Origin of the sequence: Holdemanella hominis (genome assembly GCF_014306155.1) — a bacterium.
Taxonomy (GTDB): domain Bacteria; phylum Bacillota_I; class Bacilli_A; order Erysipelotrichales; family Erysipelotrichaceae; genus Holdemanella; species Holdemanella hominis.
The window spans coordinates 1-18170 of the sequence record NZ_JACRWH010000043.1; the positions used below are offsets into that span (position 1 = coordinate 1).

The 18170-nt window shown below is 33.7% G+C and carries 20 protein-coding genes; 18 read left to right on the forward strand and 2 right to left on the reverse strand.

Annotation, left to right across the window (positions count from 1 at the left end; all coding sequences use genetic code 11):
• The first annotated feature begins 631 nt into the window (after positions 1 to 631).
• The 4 genes from H8911_RS09180 to H8911_RS12760 all read left to right on the forward strand — a co-directional run bounded on the left by H8911_RS09180 (position 632) and on the right by H8911_RS12760 (position 2960).
• A complete protein-coding gene (locus H8911_RS09180) occupies positions 632 to 859 on the forward strand; it encodes a DUF1490 domain-containing protein (RefSeq protein ID WP_117926821.1) in 228 nt (75 codons plus the stop codon).
• 1 nt (position 860) lies between these two features.
• Positions 861 to 1340, forward strand: a complete 480-nt coding sequence (locus tag H8911_RS12750; RefSeq protein ID WP_255466346.1) for an HMA2 domain-containing protein — start codon at positions 861 to 863, stop codon at positions 1338 to 1340.
• Between the two features lie 41 nt (positions 1341 to 1381).
• Positions 1382 to 2203, forward strand: coding sequence for an HAD-IC family P-type ATPase (locus H8911_RS12755; RefSeq protein ID WP_255466348.1), 822 nt, complete (start codon positions 1382 to 1384; stop codon positions 2201 to 2203).
• A gap of 283 nt (positions 2204 to 2486) precedes the next feature.
• A complete protein-coding gene (locus tag H8911_RS12760; protein ID WP_439649324.1) occupies positions 2487 to 2960 on the forward strand; it encodes an HAD-IC family P-type ATPase in 474 nt (157 codons plus the stop codon).
• A gap of 29 nt (positions 2961 to 2989) precedes the next feature.
• Here the strand turns inward: H8911_RS12760 and H8911_RS09190 are convergent, their stop codons facing one another.
• Positions 2990 to 3349 carry a heavy-metal-associated domain-containing protein gene (locus H8911_RS09190; protein WP_186999437.1) on the reverse strand — a complete coding sequence of 120 codons (360 nt, stop codon included), beginning with the start codon at positions 3347 to 3349 and terminating at the stop codon, positions 2990 to 2992.
• A 141-nt stretch (positions 3350 to 3490) separates the two neighbouring features.
• Between H8911_RS09190 and H8911_RS09195 the strand changes: the two genes are divergently transcribed.
• The 6 genes from H8911_RS09195 to H8911_RS09220 are packed head-to-tail and all read left to right on the forward strand — an operon-like array spanning position 3491 to position 8901.
• On the forward strand, positions 3491 to 3700 hold the full coding sequence (locus tag H8911_RS09195) for a FeoA family protein (RefSeq protein WP_117926819.1): 210 nt from the start codon (positions 3491 to 3493) through the stop codon (positions 3698 to 3700).
• Between the two features lie 12 nt (positions 3701 to 3712).
• Positions 3713 to 3931: a FeoA family protein gene (locus H8911_RS09200; protein WP_117925775.1), complete on the forward strand. Its 219-nt coding sequence runs from the start codon at positions 3713 to 3715 to the stop codon at positions 3929 to 3931.
• Positions 3932 to 3952: 21 nt separating this feature from the next.
• Positions 3953 to 6079: a ferrous iron transport protein B gene (gene feoB, locus H8911_RS09205; protein WP_186999438.1), complete on the forward strand. Its 2127-nt coding sequence runs from the start codon at positions 3953 to 3955 to the stop codon at positions 6077 to 6079.
• A gap of 18 nt (positions 6080 to 6097) precedes the next feature.
• Complete coding sequence (locus tag H8911_RS09210) at positions 6098 to 6292, forward strand: FeoB-associated Cys-rich membrane protein (protein WP_117925779.1); 195 nt, start codon at positions 6098 to 6100, stop codon at positions 6290 to 6292.
• Between the two features lie 59 nt (positions 6293 to 6351).
• Positions 6352 to 7581 (forward strand): aminopeptidase, encoded by a 1230-nt coding sequence (locus H8911_RS09215; RefSeq protein WP_186999439.1) that lies wholly within the window; start codon positions 6352 to 6354, stop codon positions 7579 to 7581.
• 27 nt (positions 7582 to 7608) lie between these two features.
• Complete coding sequence (locus H8911_RS09220) at positions 7609 to 8901, forward strand: DUF2812 domain-containing protein (RefSeq protein ID WP_186999440.1); 1293 nt, start codon at positions 7609 to 7611, stop codon at positions 8899 to 8901.
• A 24-nt stretch (positions 8902 to 8925) separates the two neighbouring features.
• Here the strand turns inward: H8911_RS09220 and H8911_RS09225 are convergent, their stop codons facing one another.
• Positions 8926 to 9681 carry a DeoR/GlpR family DNA-binding transcription regulator gene (locus tag H8911_RS09225; protein ID WP_186999441.1) on the reverse strand — a complete coding sequence of 252 codons (756 nt, stop codon included), beginning with the start codon at positions 9679 to 9681 and terminating at the stop codon, positions 8926 to 8928.
• A 227-nt stretch (positions 9682 to 9908) separates the two neighbouring features.
• Here H8911_RS09225 and H8911_RS09230 point away from each other — a divergent pair, with 227 nt between their 5' ends.
• From H8911_RS09230 to H8911_RS09265, 8 genes are all read left to right on the forward strand, one after another.
• A complete protein-coding gene (locus tag H8911_RS09230) occupies positions 9909 to 10229 on the forward strand; it encodes a PTS sugar transporter subunit IIA (RefSeq protein ID WP_117925787.1) in 321 nt (106 codons plus the stop codon).
• On the forward strand, positions 10229 to 11893 hold the full coding sequence (locus H8911_RS09235) for a PTS transporter subunit EIIC (RefSeq protein ID WP_186999442.1): 1665 nt from the start codon (positions 10229 to 10231) through the stop codon (positions 11891 to 11893). The genes H8911_RS09230 and H8911_RS09235 overlap by 1 nt, the downstream gene beginning before the upstream one ends.
• A 4-nt stretch (positions 11894 to 11897) precedes the next feature.
• Positions 11898 to 13298, forward strand: a complete 1401-nt coding sequence (lacG, locus tag H8911_RS09240; protein ID WP_186999443.1) for a 6-phospho-beta-galactosidase — start codon at positions 11898 to 11900, stop codon at positions 13296 to 13298.
• Between the two features lie 2 nt (positions 13299 to 13300).
• Entirely contained in the window at positions 13301 to 13957 is a 657-nt protein-coding gene (locus H8911_RS09245) for an HAD family hydrolase (protein WP_186999444.1), read from the forward strand.
• Positions 13958 to 14277: 320 nt separating this feature from the next.
• Positions 14278 to 15741, forward strand: coding sequence for a UDP-glucose--hexose-1-phosphate uridylyltransferase (locus H8911_RS09250; protein WP_186999445.1), 1464 nt, complete (start codon positions 14278 to 14280; stop codon positions 15739 to 15741).
• Positions 15735 to 16748, forward strand: coding sequence for an aldose epimerase family protein (locus H8911_RS09255; RefSeq protein WP_186999446.1), 1014 nt, complete (start codon positions 15735 to 15737; stop codon positions 16746 to 16748). The genes H8911_RS09250 and H8911_RS09255 overlap by 7 nt, the downstream gene beginning before the upstream one ends.
• Complete coding sequence (locus H8911_RS09260) at positions 16745 to 18025, forward strand: galactokinase (protein WP_186999447.1); 1281 nt, start codon at positions 16745 to 16747, stop codon at positions 18023 to 18025. The genes H8911_RS09255 and H8911_RS09260 overlap by 4 nt, the downstream gene beginning before the upstream one ends.
• A partial coding sequence (locus tag H8911_RS09265) for an NAD-dependent epimerase/dehydratase family protein (RefSeq protein WP_186999448.1) occupies positions 18025 to 18170 on the forward strand: 146 nt, incomplete at its 3' end. The genes H8911_RS09260 and H8911_RS09265, both read left to right, overlap by 1 nt.

Consider the following 18170-nt stretch of genomic DNA (forward strand, 5'->3'; position numbering starts at 1 on the left):
GAAGTAGATGTAATTAAAGTAGATCCAAGAAATACGAGTAAGATAGGAAAAGAAAAGTATACAAAGATCAAAGGATTGAGTGTACATTATTGTGCAGCCTATGTGATCAATCGAAGAGGCATGGGATTTGTGGATTAAATAAGATAAATAATCAGAACCAGAAGTTTATGATATCTTACTGGAAGATAGGTACATAGATCATGGATGAAATTCTGAAGTGTTTATAAATAAAGCATACAATAAAAACTCCATCGATAAAGACTGAATGTATCGGGATACCGAATGATTCAGAAAGATGGAGTAGATATTGAAATGTTACCGGACGACTGGAAACGAACCGGGCACGTCATTTAGACGTGTGACTTTTTTGCAGAAAAAGTCTTTTCTTGTTTCTTGTTGACAAATTATTCTGTGTAGGGTATAACTTAAGAGATTAGATTTAACTAACTATCACTAAATGCAATTATGGAATCGCTTTTTTCACTTGTTTAATAATTTGATTTCATAAGATGAGGACATTTTAAAAATGTCCTTTTTTGTTTACAAATTGAAAAAAGTAAGATTATACTAACTGTAAGTTAGAAACAACTAATTCTAACTTACATTCATAGTTCTAAGGATGATATATATTATGAAAGACGGATGGAAAAACAAAACAATGTGGACTTTTATTGGAGGTGCAGCGACAGCTCTAGCTGGGTCTAAGTTTTTAAAAAGTAACACAGCCCATGATTTAGCTGTTAAAGGTTTAGCTGGTGGAATGAAGCTTAAATCGGACACAACTTATAAGTATGAGACAATTAAAGAGGATGCAAAGGATTTATTAGAAGAAGCCAAAGTTCAACACGAAGGCGAATAAAATGAGTAGTTTTACTATTGTCCATGACATTCCGGGTCGAATGCGAATTCGCTATGGAAAGAATAAGTTTTCTAGTGTTCAGGGCGAAGTTTTAAAAAAGGATCTTTATGCATGGCCTATGATTGAGAGTGTGGAGGTCATCAACGTTACGGGTAGTGTTTTGATGTCGTATGACAAAGCACAAAAAGGTTTGTTACTGAATAAACTAAAGAATTTAGATATCCAATATCTTCAAAATGCAGATACTTCTTCGATTGTAGTTCATTCACAAACACCAGAAGCTATTGCTATGAGTCGAGAATATATGAATCGGTTCTTTAAGATTATTGGTAAACGTTATTTCATTAAATGTTTTTACCAATGGGACTTGGCAATGCGATTACGATTTATAAGTCCATTCAGTTTATTCGAGAAGGATTTAATTCACTTTTACAATGTAAAATCAATGTTCCTTTATTGGATGCCACAAGCATTGGTGTAAGTTTAATTCAAAAGAATTATACGATTGCAGGAAATATTATGATGTTACTAAATATTTCTGACTTGTTAGAAGATTACACACGTAAGAAAACAAAATTGGAATTATCCAATAGTTTATCGATTCAATTTGATAAAGTGTGGATTTTAGAAGATGGTGTAGAACAAGAGATTGCCATGTCTAAGCTTCAAAAAGGGGATGTAGTCATCTCAAAAATGGGTTCTATGATTCCAATCGATGGAGAAGTCGTGGATGGAGAAGCAATGATCAATGAATCTAGCTTTACGGGAGAGCCTCTTTCTAAACATGTAAAGAAAAATGACACAGTATTTGCGGGCACTTTAGTTGAAGAAGGTAAACGGTTTATTCGTGTTCGTAATTTACAAGATGAAAGTCGCATTAGTAATATTGTTAAGATGATTGATACAAATGAATCATTAAAGGCAAGTATTCAAGCTAAGGCTGAGTATTTGGCAGATTCTATTGTTCCATTTAGTTTTTTAGGTTTCTTTGGCGTTTTAGCTTTGACAAGAAATGTAACACGCGCAACATCAGTATTGATGGTGGACTATTCTTGTGCCATTCGATTATCGACTTCCATTGCGGTTATTAGTGCTATGCTAGAAGCTAGTAAACGAAATGTTTTAGTAAAAGGTGGTAAGTATTTAGAGGCAATCAAAGATGCGGATGTGATTGTCTTTGATAAGACGGGTACTTTGACAAACGCCAATCCAACCGTAAAGAAAGTAGTTCCTTTAAATGGGTATACGCGTGATGAAGTATTAAGGATTGCAGCTTGTCTTGAAGAGCATTTTCCTCATAGTGTAGCCAATGCGATTGTAAACCAGGCAAAAAAGAAGGCTTAATTCATGATGAAGAGTATGCCAAGGTTGAATATATCCTTGCGCATGGTATTGCGACAAGATTTTATGGTAAGCGTGCCATTATTGGTAGTGATCATTTAATATTTGAAGATGAAGGTATTCCAAAAACAGAAGAATTAAACGAAACGATTGGTTCTTTAGAAAGTGAAATAGCCGAATCTATGATTTATCTTGAGATTGACAATCAAGTCGCTGGAATTATCAGTATTTATGATCCTTTAAAGCTTGAGGAAAACAAGCTAATCATAATTTAAACACATTAGGAATGACTAAAGTCGTTATGTTGACAGGGAATTGTGATAGTGCCGCAAAAACAGTGGCTCATGAATTGGATTTAGATGATTATCGTGCATCAGTTTTACCAGAAGATAAGGCTGCATATATTAAGATGTTGAAGGATCACGGACATACTGTGATTATGGTTGGAGATGGTATCAATGATACGCCAGCACTCTCAACGGCAGATGTTTCTATTTCTATGCAGGATAGTTCAGATTTAGCTCGAGAACTCGCGGACATTACACTTGTTTCAAGCAATTTAAATGAGCTTGTTATACTTCGTCGACTTGCTATGAATTTATTCGAGCGTATTCATGCGAATTATCGTTTTATCGTGGCCTTTAATTCAAGCTTGATTGGACTAGGTGCTTTAGGCTTGATGAGTCCAAACACTACAAGCTTATTACATAACGGAAGTACGTTTGCGATTGCTGCATCATGTACGCGTAATTATTTATAAAAAAACTGGATTTTTGATCCAGTTTTTTTCTATATAGCCTTTGAAATATATCCAACGTTAGATAAAGTATTGATTAATTCATCTATTGGATGTTGTTGTTTAGATAATATAGTCACGGTATTATCTTCTGTGTTTACTTTGGCAGTAAAGCCTTCTTGGCTATTGAACGCATTTTCAATGGTATGAACACAACTTTGACAATGAATGTCATATACTTTTAAAACGGCTTTGTAAGGGTAATGCTCTTTGTTTTTATCTTTTACCCTTACTTTTTTTATGGTTTCACTAGAACCACAACATCCTGATGTGGCTCTTTTTTTCGTGGAACGAATTCCAATACAGATAATAATTACTAAAATGACACATATAATAATTGTTGGTAAGTTCATATGTTTAATTCTCCAATGAAAAAATACACCAAATAGTTAGAACAGTCAAACTAAGTTAATCGTGTGTAACTTTTTGTTGACATTGCTTTATTGTAAGAGTAAACTAACTGTGTTAGAAGTGTCTAACTAGGAGGGTTCGATATGCCATTATCTTTTGCAGATTTAAATTCGGTCAATACAATCAAAAAAATTGGTGGTTCTAAAGAACAACAACGACACTTAGAAAACTTAGGCTTTGTGCCTGGGACTGTGATTGTGATTGTGAGTAAAACCAATGGAAATGTAATTGTGAATGTCAAAGAGGTTCGAATAGCCATTAGTGAAGAACTCGCAAGAAAGATCATGGTGTAGAAAGGAGTAATTATGACTTTAAAGGAAGTTTCAATTGGTCAAACAGTTACTGTAAAGAAATTGTCTGGTCAAGGAGCAACAAAACGAAGAATTATGGATATGGGAATTACTAAAGGAGTAAGTGTAACTGTTCAAAAGGTAGCACCATTAGGAGATCCTATTGAATTAACCGTTCGTGGATATCAATTATCGCTTCGTAAAGCCGACGCAGAAATGATTGAAGTAGAGTAAAGTTAAAAATAGGAGGGAATTATGTCAATTCAAGTCGCATTAGCAGGTAATCCGAACTGTGGTAAAACTACATTGTTTAATGGTTTAACAGGTGCTACACAATATGTAGGTAACTGGCCAGGGGTTACAGTTGAGAAAAAAGAAGGAAAGTATAAGGAAGATAAAGATATTAAAATCACGGATTTACCAGGTATTTATTCATTATCACCATACACTTTGGAAGAAGTTGTATCTCGTGAATTTTTATTAAATGGAAATGTTGATGTTGTGTTAAACATCATTGATGGTTCTAACTTAGAAAGAAACTTATTTTTAACAACACAAATTTTAGAGTTGGGTATTCCAACAGTTGTTGCGATCAACATGTTGGATGTCATTGAAAAAAGAAAAGATACAATTGACTATAAAAAGTTATCAAAAGAATTAGGTTGTCCTGTATTACCAATTTCAGCTTTGAAAAACACAGGAATCAAAGAGTTGATGGCTGAGGTAAAAAAGGTGGCGAATACGCAATGTAAAGCTAAAAATATTTATGCAGGTAAAGTATTAAATGCATTGAATACAATTGAAACAAGTTTGCCTTCAAGTATTGAAGCAAGTCGTCGTTTCTTCTATGCCGTTAAATTGTTTGAAAGAGATGATAAGATTGAAGCGGCTATCAAATCAAAGGCAGATGCAGATGTGATTGAAACTGTAGAAAAGTCAATGGATGATGATAGTGAATCAATTATTACAGATGCTCGTTATACATATATCACAAGTGCAATTAAAGATTGTTACAAAAAAGGATCTAAAGAAGTATTAACTACTTCGGATAAGATCGACCGTATTGTCACTAACCGAGTTTTAGCACTTCCAATATTTGCCCTTGTAATGTGGTTTGTATATTATATTTCAGTAACTACAGTAGGAACTATTGTAACTGACTGGACAAATGATGTCTTGTTTGGTGAAATTATTCCTCCTGCAGTGGATAGTTTCTTAACTTCAATTCAATGTGCAGATTGGTTACATGGATTGATTGTGGATGGTATTATTGGTGGTGTAGGTGCTGTCATTGGCTTTGTACCACAGATGTTAGTATTATTCTTCTTCTTAGCTATCTTGGAAGATTGTGGATATATGGCACGTGTTGCCTTTATCATGGACCGTATTTTCCGTAAGTTTGGATTATCAGGAAAATCATTTATTCCTATGTTGATTGGTACAGGCTGTGGTGTGCCTGCTGTTATGGCAAGTCGTACCATTGAAAGTGATCGTGATCGTAAGATGACAATCATGACAACAACATTCATTCCATGTGGTGCAAAAATGCCAATCATCGGTTTAATTGCCGGTGCTATTTTCCATGGTGCTAGCTGGGTAGCTCCAAGTGCTTACTTTGTAGGTATGGCAGCTGTTATTATTTCTGGTATTATGTTAAAGAAGACAAAATTATTTGCCGGAGATCCTGCTCCATTCGTCATGGAAATGCCAGCATACCACACACCTCGTGCAGTTAATGTATTAAGAAGTATGTGGGAACGTGGTTCAAGCTTTATTAAAAAGGCTGGAACAATTATCTTATTATCTACAATCGTATTGTGGTTCTTACAAGGATTTGGATGGGAAAAAGGCGCATTTGGCATGGTTGATGATATTGATCATTCAATTCTATCTTCAATTGGACAAACATTCGCATGGATCTTCTCACCACTTGGTTGGGGCGATTGGAAAGCTGCAGTTGCTAGTGTAACAGGTTTAATTGCCAAAGAAAATGTTGTCGCAACATTTGGACAATTATATGGATTTGCTGAAGTCGCTGAAGAAGGAAATGAATTCTGGGGACAATTATCGGCAAGCTTTACACCACTAGCTGCCTATTCATTCATGGTATTTAACTTGTTGTGTGCTCCATGTTTTGCAGCAATGGGAGCTATCAAACGTGAAATGAATAACACAAAATGGTTTTGGATTGCCATTGGATATCAATGTGGATTCGCTTATGTATGTTCACTGATCGTTTATCAATTAGGTAGTTTATTCAATGGTGGATCTTTTGGATTTGGAACGATTGTTGGATTTATCTTATTGATTGGTTTAATTTATTTGTTGGTTCGTCCATCAAAAGAAAGTGATACTGCTGAAGTTGAATTTGCGGTAAAATAATGTAAAAGGAGGGGTTTCATGAATCTATCAACATTTCTAGTTTTATTGGTTGTATGTGCATGTGCAGGCTTTGCTTGTCGAAGCATTTATAAAGATAAAAAGAGTGGAAAATCAAGTTGTGGTGGAGGTTGTTCACATTGTGGCAGTCATTCGATGTGTGAAAATCCCAAGGCATTTTTTGATCAGATAAAAAAAGAACAATTTAGTAAATAAGAGCATCGAAAGGTGCTCTTTCTTTTGGTATAATAGGTGAAAGAATCGAGGAAAATAAAATGAATTTAAAAGAAAAATATGCAGACTTAATTGTTCGTTCGGGCTTGAATGTTCAAAAAGATCAAATAGTAGTTGTTCGTGCTAACGTAGAAATGAATGAATTTGTTCGTTTGATTGTGAAATCATGTTTTGATGTTGGCGCAAAAGATGTAATTGTTCGCTATAGTGATGATGAAATCAATCGTATGAGATATCTTTCAGGTAATTGTATGCCTTATGATTATGAAGCTTTATTCCATAATGAAACGGCTGAAAAGGGAGCTTGTTATTTGAGCTTAGTTGGTGAAGATCCTGATGGAATGAAGGGGGTAGAGCCAAAATTAATGGCAAATTATCGAAAGGCATTAAGAGGAATGACACAGCCATATCGTGATAAATTGGATTATATGCATGCAGCATGGTGTGTGGCCAGTGTTCCAACTATGGCTTGGGCTAAAAAGGTATATCCAGAATCAGAAGATGCATTATCTGATTTGTGGAATGCAGTATTAAAAATTAGTCGTGTAGACGAAAAGGATGCCAATGAAAACTGGAACGAGCATCGTGCATCTTTTGATAAGCGAGTCCATATTTTAAATCATTTAGATATCGAAAGTGTTCATTATACAAATTCTTTAGGAACGGATTTAGTAGTTGAACTTCCAGAAGGTTATGTATTTGCAGGTGGAGGATCCTTTTTAGATAATGGTAACTACTATTTCCCAAATATTCCTACAGAAGAAATTTTTTCTGCACCTAAAAAGACGGGTGTAAATGGTAAATTATATAGTGCTTTACCTTTGGCTTACAATGGTGCAATCGTAAAAGATTTCTGGTTTGAATTTAAGGATGGGCAAGTTGTGGATTATGATGCCAAAGAAGGAAAAGAGGTTTTGACTAGTATTTTAGAAACGGATGAAGGGTCAAAATATCTTGGTGAAATTGCCTTAGTTCCTTATGGATCGCCTATTAGTGCATTGGATACTTTGTTTTATGAAACACTGATTGATGAAAATGCTTCATGTCATTTTGCCTTGGGTGCAAGCTATAATGAATGCATTGAAAAAGGTTTAGAAATGAGTGAAGAAGAATTGTTGGAACATGGTATGAATCAATCGTTTACGCATGTAGATTTCATGGTAGGAACCAGTGATTTATCGATTGAAGCTACATTAAAAAATGGTAAAAAGATCCATATTTTCAAGAATGGTAAATACACAAGTGAATTTGACGAATATACATTAAATTAGTACAATATTATAATTGGAGGGATATTTATGGCAAATGAAAATGAAAAGAATCCCAGTGCTTTAGAAGAGCTTAGACGTCTAAAAAGAACGGATCGAATTAAATCTTTAGATATACATGAACCAGAATTACATGATTTTAATGCTGAAAACATTTTCCATATTGATGAAGAGCCAGAAAAGAAGACCATCTTTGGAAAACGAAGCGCAAGAACACATGTAAAAATCAATGAGAATATTTTTGACGATGAAGTTGCAGAGTCAGTAGATATCACACCTAGTACTTCAATTGAAGAAGTAGAGGCACCTATTGAAAAGCATGTTGTGGAAGAGCCAAAAGTAGATGATAAGCCATTGGTTGAAGAAAAAACAAAATTCATTGAAGAAAAACCAAAAGTGGTTGAAGAACCTGAAAAGATTGTTGTTGAAAAATTGGATGTTGATGATGATTTTACAACAGAATCAATTGAAAACGAATTAAAGTCTTTTAATGCGAAACCAATTGAGGAAGAACAACCAGTTCAAGAAGTATTGGATGATGAAGAAGATTTTGAGGACGAATATGTGGATGACGATGAAGGTGAAGATGAAGATCTTTATGAGGAAAGAAAGAAATTCTTATATGCGGAATATCCAAAAATAGAACAATATCTTCAAGATAAATCTAGTGAAGGTTATCACTTTGTGCGTCAAGAAGGAAAGAAATATTTCTTTAGAAAAGGTCAGCCCAAAACGTATTATTATTCTATGAACTATTTTGTGGATGAGCCAGATGCAGATCAATGGCGCGAGTGGGAATCTGATGGATGGAAATTGGTTTCTAAATCAGATGGTAAAAAGAAAAGTGATGCGGGTTGGTTTACTTTTAGAAATGAAGAAGAAGATGGAGAATATCGTAAAGAAATTGATAATGATTCAGAAAAATTCCGTTTCTTTAAGAAATATTCAAGTTCATGTCGCTCAACAATGTTCTTAGTGTTTATTTGTATGGCATGTTGCGTTGTGACAGGACTATTACAAGTGTATTTCCAAGGCTATTTAGCAGGAATCGTATTATGCGCAGGTCTATTCTTAATTTCATTTATTGTATTCTGCATGTATGGCAGAATGCTTAGAAAATCCAAGAAGAGGGCTCGTGAATTAAAATCTAAATTAAGGATTCGTGAAAGTCGTGCAATCGAAGAAAGTAAAGATTTCTATGATACTTCTGAAAGTGAAGAAGAATTAGATACAGATTGGAACACTTTAGAACAGCATACGGGTAAAGAAAAGAAACATCTATTCAGACGTGTAGATCGTGAAGATGATGAGGATGAAGAGTAAAAAGGAGGCAAATTTTGCCTCCTTTTAAACTGTCATAATTTGTACATATTGTTTGTAGTGTGATAAAACTTCATCATCAATGGTGTTGTCGGTAATTAAAGTGTCAAAGTTAAATAGATCATAATAAATATAGAAGTCGGCACGGTTGAATTTCTTGTTGTCGGCCAATAGATATTTATTTTTAGAATTATCTAATGCGATCTGTTGCGATTCACCTTCCTCTAATGAATAGGTTGTGATAGATGAATTGTAGATTCCGTTACAACTGATAAAGGATTTATTATATTTTAATTTACCCAATACTAAATTTGTGATAGGACCCACAAATGTATTTGTGTTATCTCTGTAATCACCGCCAGTTAGTATGACTTCAGTAGGAGCGTGATTCACTAATATATTAAATACGGCAAGGCTATTTGTGATAACGCGAATGTTTCTTCCTGTTAGTTGTTCAGCCAAAAATTGAATGGTTGTACCAGGACCTAAAAAAATAGATTCTCCTTCTGAAATAAGAGTTGCTGCTTTATGGGCAATTCTCTTTTTTTCTTCAATTTGCACAGACGATTTTTCAATGTGACTTAATTCGTGGTCCATTGAAAAAGAAAGGCTTTGTGCTCCACCATGAACTCTAAGTAATTTTCCGGATTTTTCTAATTCATCCAAATCTCTTCTTGCGGTCATATCCGACACACCTAATTCATCCATGATTTCTTGAATGGTAATGATTCCATTTTGATTTACTTTATGTGCAATTTTTACTAAACGTTCTTTTTTTAACATATCGATATCCTTTTCTATGGTAAACGATACCATTTCAAATATATTTAGTCAACATAATACAAACAAAAACAAACACTTTTTATTAAAATATTACTTAAATGCTACATAAATGTTTTAAAATGTTTGAATAAGTGATAAAAAGTGTTTGAATATGTTGACAAATGATTAGAAAACGCTTACACTAATGATGTAAACGATAAGGCCACATCGTAAAAGGAGAAAAGAAAATGACTAAAGATGAGTTAAGTATGGTTGGATTTGAAATAGTTGCATATTCAGGAGATGCAAGAAGCACATTGTTATCATTGTTGAAAGAAATGCGTGCGGGTAATTTTGAACATGTTGAGGAGAAATTAAAAGAAGCCGATGAAAATATTAATTTAGCACACCAGTCTCAAACAAAGATCTTACAACAAGAGGCTAGAGGAGAAGACATGGAAATGGGATTCATTTTCATTCATGGGCAAGATCACTTGATGACAACGATTTTATTGCGCGATATTGTAGATGATTTTATTAATTTATATGAAGAAAGAGGAAATAAATAATGTTAAACGGGGTTATTAAGCAAATTGAAAAAGGAAAACCTTTCTTTGATAAGATTGCACAAAATATTTATTTAGGAGCTGTTCGTGATGGTTTCTTAACTGCAATGCCAGCCATCCTATTTTCAAGTGTATTTATTCTAGCTGCATCGATTCCAGAAATCTTTGGAATTGTATTACCAGCTACAGTTTCAGATTGGTTATGGAAAGTGTATAACTACTCAATGGGTGTTGTTGGTTTATTGGTTGCGGCTACTACAGCTCGTTGTTTAGCTGAAAGTATGAATCGTAGAATGCCTAAAAACAAAGTTATTAATACAACAAGTGTTATGTTGGCAAGTATTGTTGGATTTATGTTGTTAGCTGTTTCAAATGTAGATGGCGGTATTTCAACTACATATTTAGGAACAAAAGGCTTATTAGCTTCATTTATTTCAGCATTCATTACTGTAAATATGTATAAATTCTGTGTTATTAAAGATGTTACAATTCACATGCCAAAAGAAGTGCCAGGTACTATTTCTCAAATGTTTAGAGATGTATTCCCATTCTCATTCTCAGTTTTAGTATGTGTATTGATTGATGTGGCATGTAGAACTGCATTTAATTATACTTTTGCCGAAGCTATTATCACATTGCTTCAACCATTATTTACTGCTGCCGATGGATATTTAGGAATCTGTATTATTTGGGGTGCTATGGCATTGTTCTGGTTTGTAGGTGTACACGGACCAAGTATTGTAGAACCAGCTATTGCAGCTATTATTTATGCTAACGTAGATGCAAACTTAGCGTTATTCAAAGCTGGTGAACAAGCCTCTAACGTATTAACTGTAGGACTTGGAAACTTCGTAGGAACAATGGGAGGAACTGGAGCTACCCTTGTAGTACCATTCTTATTCATGTTGTTCGCAAAATCAAAACAATTAAAAGCTGTTGGTAAGACAACATTTGTTCCAGTATGTTTTGCGGTAAATGAACCATTGTTATTCGCTACACCAATTGTATTGAATCCATATTTCTTCATTCCATTCTTGATTACTCCAATGATCAACGTATCATTGTTCAAATTCTTTGTGGACGTATTAAAAATGAATTCATTCATCTACGTATTACCATGGGCAACACCAGCTCCAATTGGATTGATCTTAGGTACAGGAATTAGTTTATTAGCTGTTGTATTAGCTGTTGTATTAATTGTTGTAGATGGAATTGTTTACTTACCATTTATTAAGGCATATGATGCAACTTTACTACAAGAAGAAAAAGAAAAAGAGGCATTAGATGCTTTAGAAGAACAAGTTAAAAAAGAAGAAGCTAAAGAAATTCAACCTTTAAGTTTAAATAAAAATATTAATGTATTAGTATTATGCGTAGGTGCTGGAACATCAGCTATGTTTGCCAATGCAGTTAAAGAAGGTGCAGAAATTGAAAATCTTCCAATTGATGCAACCGCAAGTGCATATGGTTCACATTATGATATCTTGAAAGATTATGACATTGTTGTATTATCACCACAAGTACAATCGCATTTAGAAGAAGTGCAACAAGATGCTTCTAAATATGGTACTAAAGTTGTCGCAACAAAGGGTGCACAATATATTAAATTAACTCGTGATCCAAAGGGTGCTGTTGAATTTATTTGTGAACAAGTAAAGGAAGGATAAACGTATGAAATTTTCGGATGATTTTATTTTCGGAGGTGCTACTGCCGCATATCAATGCGAAGGTAGCACACTCGAATATGGTAAAGGAAAAGTATCTTGGGATGATTTTCTTGCTAAACAAGGACGTTTTAAAGCAGATCCAGCCAGTGATTTCTATCATCAATATGGACAAGATTTAAAACTATGTAACATGTTTGGTGTCAACGGAATTCGTATCTCTATTTCATGGGCTAGAATTTTTCCAGAAGGTACTGGAAAAATCAACCAGGAAGGTGTTGATTTCTATCATAGAGTATTTAAGGAATGTCATAAAAATCATGTAGAGCCATTTGTGACATTACATCATTTTGATACTCCAGATGTACTTTACCAAAAAGGTGATTTCTTGAATCGAGAAACAATCCAGGCGTTTGTAGAATTTTCAAAATATTGTTTTGAAGAATATAAAGATGAAGTAACGTATTGGTTTACATTCAATGAAATTTGGGCTGTTGCCACAAACACATATATTGAGGGAACTTTCCCAAATGGGGAAAAGTATAATATGACGAAAGCTTTCCAGATCATGCATAATATGATGGTGGCACACGCCTTGGCTGTGTTGGAATACAAAAAGGCAGGATATAACGGAAAGATTGGTGTTGTACAGTCTTTAGAATATAAATATCCATTTGATGAAAATAATTTGGATGATATCCAGGCTGCAAAAAATGAAGATGTACTTCAAAATCAATTCTTGTTGGATGCAACATTTAAAGGGTATTATTCAATAGAAACAATGGAAGTTGTGAATCGTTTAGTCAGTATTAATAATGGTTCTTTAGAGTTGTTAGATGAAGACTTTGATGTATTAAAACAAGCTGCCCTATTAAATGACTATATGGGTATGAATTATTATCAATCTCGTTTTATTCAACATTATGAAGGAGAAAATGATATCCACCATAATGGGACAGGAGAGAAGGGAACTTCTAGATTCTGTTTAAAAAATGTAGGACGAAGAATGGAAAAGGAAGGCATTCCTCGTACAGACTGGGATTGGTTGATTCATCCAGAGAGTATGTTTGATATGTTAGTGCGTATTCGCCAACAATATCCAAACTATAAAGCAATCTATATCACAGAAAATGGTATGGGATATAAAGATGATTTTGAAGATGGAATTATCGATGATGAACCACGTATTGACTTTATTAGAAGACATTTAGAATTCACATTAAAAGCGATTGAAGCCGGAGTCAATGTCAAAGGTTATTTTGTCTGGTCACTAATGGATATGTTCTCATGGACAAATGGTTATAACAAGCGATATGGCTTATTCTATGTAGATTATGAAACGCAGAAGAGATATCCAAAGGCAAGTGCATACTGGTATAAGCGTGTTTCTGAAACTAAAGAGGTTTAGCAATGAAAAGATACAAAGGTGTAATATTTGATTTTAATGGAACATTGTTTTTTGATAATCCAAAACATATTTTGGCATGGTCAAAAATATCGCAAGATATTCGTCATCATGGAATTGATGAAGAAGAACTTCATGAACATATTAATGGTGTACCAAACAATAAAGTTGTTGAATATATGTTTGGTGGAACGTGTGATCCATCAGAAATGGAAAAATATTCGCAGTTAAAAGAAGAATATTATCGCCAATTTTGTAAAGAAGATCAGGCAACATTTCATTTAGTAAAGGGAGCTGAAGAATATTTTGATTATTTAAAAGAATCAAATATTCCATTTACAATCGCATCCGCATCTATTAAGCCAAATATTGATTTCTTTGTAGAATCGTTTCATCTAGATAAATGGATTGAGCCCTCTAGGATTGTCTATGATGATGGAACGTATGAAAATAAGATCGCAATGTTTAAAAAGGCAGCTCATAATATTGGAGTTAAAATTCAAGATTGTTTGATTATCGAAGACAGTGTTAGTGGGATTACAAATGCTTATAAAGCAGGATGTCACAATATAGTCGTTGTGGATTCTGCCAATAAAAAAGAAGAATACGAAAAGCTTCCTGGAGTTGTACAAGTGATTGATTCTTTTGATAATTTTAAATGAGAGCCATTCATACCAGAATGGCTTTTTTGTATAAATAAAACATCAAATAAACAAAAACAAACAAATAATCATTATTTGAAACCTAAATTCAACATCTATGTTTAAATTGTTGTTTGAATATGTTGACATGTATGAAGAAAACGCTTACACTAAAATCAAATGAGCAAATCTTAAATTTATAACCATATCTGCATAATATTGATGATGAGCCGTATATAAATAAATGAATAATTGATCATTATTTTTGTGGATAGTGTAGCAGGAAAAGGGATTTGGCTGTAATAAAAATGATTGATTTTGTTTATATGGAAGGAGAACAAATGAACACAAAAATTAACCAGTTATTAGAGTATGCTTTAAAGAATGGAATGATTGAGAAATACGATTATGATTATTCTGCAAATTTATTGATTGATCTATTTGGTATCCAGGAATTTAAAAGAGAAGAAGTAGAAGACTGTTCTGTCTATGAGATTTTAGATTTCATGTTAGATTATGCGGTTGAAAAAGGTATGATTCAGGATACTGTAACTGAAAAAGATTTATTAGATACTCGCATTATGAATTGTGTAATGCCTAGACCTAGTGAAGTTGTGCATACTTTTAAGAGTCTATATTCTATGAATCCTAAAGATGCAACAGATTACTTCTATAAGTTGAGTATCGATTCAAACTATATCCGTAAATCAAGAATTGATAAGAATATCAGTTTTGCACATTTCTGTAAGTATGGAGATATTCAAATTACGATCAACTTGTCAAAACCAGAGAAGGATCCAAAGGAAATCGCAAAGGCAAAAAATGCCGTAAGCACTTCGTATCCTGCATGTTTATTATGTAAGGAAAATGTCGGTTTTGCCGGAAACTTAAATCATCCAGCTAGACAAACACATCGGATTATTCCACTAGATTTAAATGGACATACATACAATTTACAATATTCACCATATGTGTACTACAATGAGCACTGTATTGTATTTAATAGTGAACATACGCCAATGAAGATGGATCGTTCTACATTTGAGCATTTATTCGCATTTATTGATAAATTCCCACACTATATGATTGGAAGCAATGCAGATCTTCCTATCGTTGGTGGATCGATTTTAAGTCATGATCACTATCAAGGTGGAAGACACCATTTTCCAATGGAAGACGCAAAAGTTGTTAAGAGCTATACATATAAGGATGTACAAGTGGATATACTTTACTGGCCATTATCAACACTTCGATTAACATCAAAATCGAAAGAAAACGTATTGGATCTAGCTACTAAAATTTTTGAAACATGGTGTACATACAGTGATGAAAGTTTAGATATTATTGCCAATGAATCTGGCGTTCGTCATAATACAGTAACGCCAATTGTAAGAAAGAAAGATGGCAAATATCAAATGGATGTAGTTTTACGAAATAATCGTACTACAGAAGAATATCCATTAGGTATCTTCCATCCTCACTCAGAACATCACCATATTAAAAAAGAAAATATTGGTTTGATTGAAGTGATGGGATTGGCTATTTTGCCAGCACGATTAAAAACAGAGTTAGAACAAATTAAATTATGTTTATCTGGAAAAGCAGATTTTGATTCTTATCCAGAACTTGAAAAACACAAAGACTGGTATGAATACTTGAAGACATATTCTTATTCAAATGTGGATGCATTCATGGAAATGGAAGTCACAAAGAAATTCGTATCTGTATTAGAGAATGCCGGCGTATATAAAATGGATGATGAAGGGATGGACGGCTTTAGCCGTTTTGTAAAGACATTATGGTAGAGGTAAAAGAAAGATTAGAGAATGGAATTGATGTATTATCGATTTCAAATTCACATTTAACTGTAGAAGTTACAAACTTTGGTTGTACTCTTTTAAAGATTGTAACGAAAGATAAGAATGATCAAGACTGTGATTGTATTTTAGGATTTGAACATGTTGAAGATTATCAAAAACGAGATGGAACCTATTTAAATGCCTTAGTTGGACGAGTATGCAATCGTATTGAAAAAGGTACATTCACAATGAATGGGACAGAATATCATGTGCCTATTAATAATGGACCAAATTCACTACATGGAGGTATTGAGGGATTCTCTTATAAAGTATTTGATTATTCTTTAATTGAAGATGGCGTTAAATTCCACTATGTATCAAAAGATGGAGAAGAAGGCTATCCTGGAACATTAGATTTCTATGCGATCTATTGGCTAGATGAATCGAGTTTACACATTCAATATAGTGGTGTTAGCGACAAAGATACGTTGATCAATATCACAAACCATGGCTATTTCAATTTAAATGGATATGCATCGAATATTGATGATCATACGTTACGAATTTCAGCATCTAAATTTGGTTGTGTAGATCTAGATGGATTATATACAGGTCAATTAAGAGATGTTAAAGAGACTGCATTTGATTTTAATACAGAAAAAAGAATTGGAGATTTTATTCATTCAGAGGACGAACAATTAATCATCGCAAGAGGTTATGATCATCCATATGTATTTGATACTAAAGAAAATCAAGTGTGTTTATACAGTTCACTAAGTGGTATTGAACTAAAAGTATCCACAACATATCCAACGGCACAAATCTATAGTGCGAACTACTTAGATGGACAGACAGATAAATATGGTAAGATTATGCATCCACAAGATGGATTGTGTATTGAAACAAGCTATATCGCCGATTCGATTCATAAAGAAGAGAATCCAAAAGTTTTATTAAAAGCAGGACAAGTATTTGAAGAAGAAACAACATATACATTCGAGGTAAGAAAATGAAAACAACAGAAATTAAAGAACAAGTAGTATCCGGTAAATATGATGCATTGATTGAAGATCTATATGCAGATCCAAGTTTATTAGACTATCAAAAACAACGTTATGCTGCTGCATTAGATAAATACCAAACATTATTTGGAGATGATGAAGTGAGTATTTATAGTGCTGCTGGAAGAAGTGAGATTTCAGGAAATCATACAGACCACCAACACGGTTGTGTACTTGCAGGATCTATCAATTTAGATGCGATTGGAATTGTATCTAAACAAGATCATGTAATTAAAGTGATTTCTGATGACTTTGACATCAAACCAATTGATTTGAATGATTTAGACAAAAAAGAAGATGAACTAGGAACAAGTGAAGCCTTGATTCGTGGCGTAGTTTCTAAATTAAAAGAATTAGGCTATAACGTAGGTGGATTTAAAGCTTTCATTACGAGTGATGTATTAATGGGGGCTGGACTATCAAGTTCTGCAGCATTTGAATCTATTATCGGTACAATTATTGATGGATTATACAATGATATGAAGATCGATATGGTAACGATCGCTAAAGTGGGTCAATATGCAGAAAATGTATATTTTGGAAAACCATGTGGATTGATGGATCAATGTGCATGTGCTGTTGGTGGACTTATTTCAATTGATTTTAAAGATACTTCAAACCCAATTGTAAATAGTGTGAATGTTGATTTCTCAAAATATGATCACAGTTTATGTATTGTAGATACAAAGGGAAGTCATGCCGATTTAACAGATGCCTATGGTGCTGTACCACAAGAAATGAAAGAAGTTGCTCACTATTTTGGTAAGGAAGTTCTTCGTGAAGTGGATGAAGATGAGTTCTATGCAAATATCGCAAACTTAAGAACGACTTTAAATAATGATCGTGCAATCTTAAGAGCTATTCATTTCTTCAATGAAAATAATCGTGTAAATACATGTGTAGAAAAATTGAACAACGATGATTTTGAAGGTTTCAAGGCATTAATTCAAGAATCAGGAAATTCAAGCTACAAATTCCTACAAAACGTATATGCAGACTTTGACTATAAGAACCAGGCTGTATCTTTAGGTTTAGCTATGTCTGAAATGATTTTAAAAGATCATGGCGTGTGTCGTGTTCATGGTGGAGGTTTTGCCGGAACGATTCAAGCCTTTGTTGAAAATGGCTATGTAGAAACATATAAAGAAGAAATTGAAAAAGTATTTGGAAAGGGAAGCTGCCACATCTTAAAAGTAAGAAAACTAGGTGGCTGCAAGGTTATCGACTAATGAATATCTTAGTAACAGGTGGAACCGGATATATTGGTAGTCATATTTGTGTTGAATTATTAGAGAGTGGTTATGATGTTGTAGTAATTGATGATTTCTCGAATTCAAAACCAGATGTGTTGGAATCGATTTATAAAATTACAGG

Bases quoted from the DNA above. Each gene is read 5' to 3' on its own strand.
- H8911_RS09195 (WP_117926819.1), top strand. From the start codon at position 3,491: ATGCCATTATCTTTTGCAGATTTAAATTCGGTCAATACAATCAAAAAA.
- H8911_RS12755 (WP_255466348.1), top strand. From the start codon at position 1,382: ATGTTACTAAATATTTCTGACTTGTTAGAAGATTACACACGTAAGAAA.
- feoB (WP_186999438.1), top strand. From the start codon at position 3,953: ATGTCAATTCAAGTCGCATTAGCAGGTAATCCGAACTGTGGTAAAACT.
- H8911_RS09255 (WP_186999446.1), top strand. From the start codon at position 15,735: ATGGTAGAGGTAAAAGAAAGATTAGAGAATGGAATTGATGTATTATCG.
- H8911_RS09190 (WP_186999437.1), bottom strand. From the start codon at position 3,349: ATGAACTTACCAACAATTATTATATGTGTCATTTTAGTAATTATTATC.
- H8911_RS12750 (WP_255466346.1), top strand. From the start codon at position 861: ATGAGTAGTTTTACTATTGTCCATGACATTCCGGGTCGAATGCGAATT.
- H8911_RS09235 (WP_186999442.1), top strand. From the start codon at position 10,229: ATGTTAAACGGGGTTATTAAGCAAATTGAAAAAGGAAAACCTTTCTTT.
- H8911_RS09225 (WP_186999441.1), bottom strand. From the start codon at position 9,681: ATGTTAAAAAAAGAACGTTTAGTAAAAATTGCACATAAAGTAAATCAA.
- lacG (WP_186999443.1), top strand. From the start codon at position 11,898: ATGAAATTTTCGGATGATTTTATTTTCGGAGGTGCTACTGCCGCATAT.
- H8911_RS09215 (WP_186999439.1), top strand. From the start codon at position 6,352: ATGAATTTAAAAGAAAAATATGCAGACTTAATTGTTCGTTCGGGCTTG.
- H8911_RS09210 (WP_117925779.1), top strand. From the start codon at position 6,098: ATGAATCTATCAACATTTCTAGTTTTATTGGTTGTATGTGCATGTGCA.
- H8911_RS09180 (WP_117926821.1), top strand. From the start codon at position 632: ATGAAAGACGGATGGAAAAACAAAACAATGTGGACTTTTATTGGAGGT.
- H8911_RS09245 (WP_186999444.1), top strand. From the start codon at position 13,301: ATGAAAAGATACAAAGGTGTAATATTTGATTTTAATGGAACATTGTTT.
- H8911_RS09220 (WP_186999440.1), top strand. From the start codon at position 7,609: ATGGCAAATGAAAATGAAAAGAATCCCAGTGCTTTAGAAGAGCTTAGA.
- H8911_RS12760 (WP_439649324.1), top strand. From the start codon at position 2,487: ATGACTAAAGTCGTTATGTTGACAGGGAATTGTGATAGTGCCGCAAAA.
- H8911_RS09230 (WP_117925787.1), top strand. From the start codon at position 9,909: ATGACTAAAGATGAGTTAAGTATGGTTGGATTTGAAATAGTTGCATAT.
- H8911_RS09250 (WP_186999445.1), top strand. From the start codon at position 14,278: ATGAACACAAAAATTAACCAGTTATTAGAGTATGCTTTAAAGAATGGA.
- H8911_RS09260 (WP_186999447.1), top strand. From the start codon at position 16,745: ATGAAAACAACAGAAATTAAAGAACAAGTAGTATCCGGTAAATATGAT.
- H8911_RS09200 (WP_117925775.1), top strand. From the start codon at position 3,713: ATGACTTTAAAGGAAGTTTCAATTGGTCAAACAGTTACTGTAAAGAAA.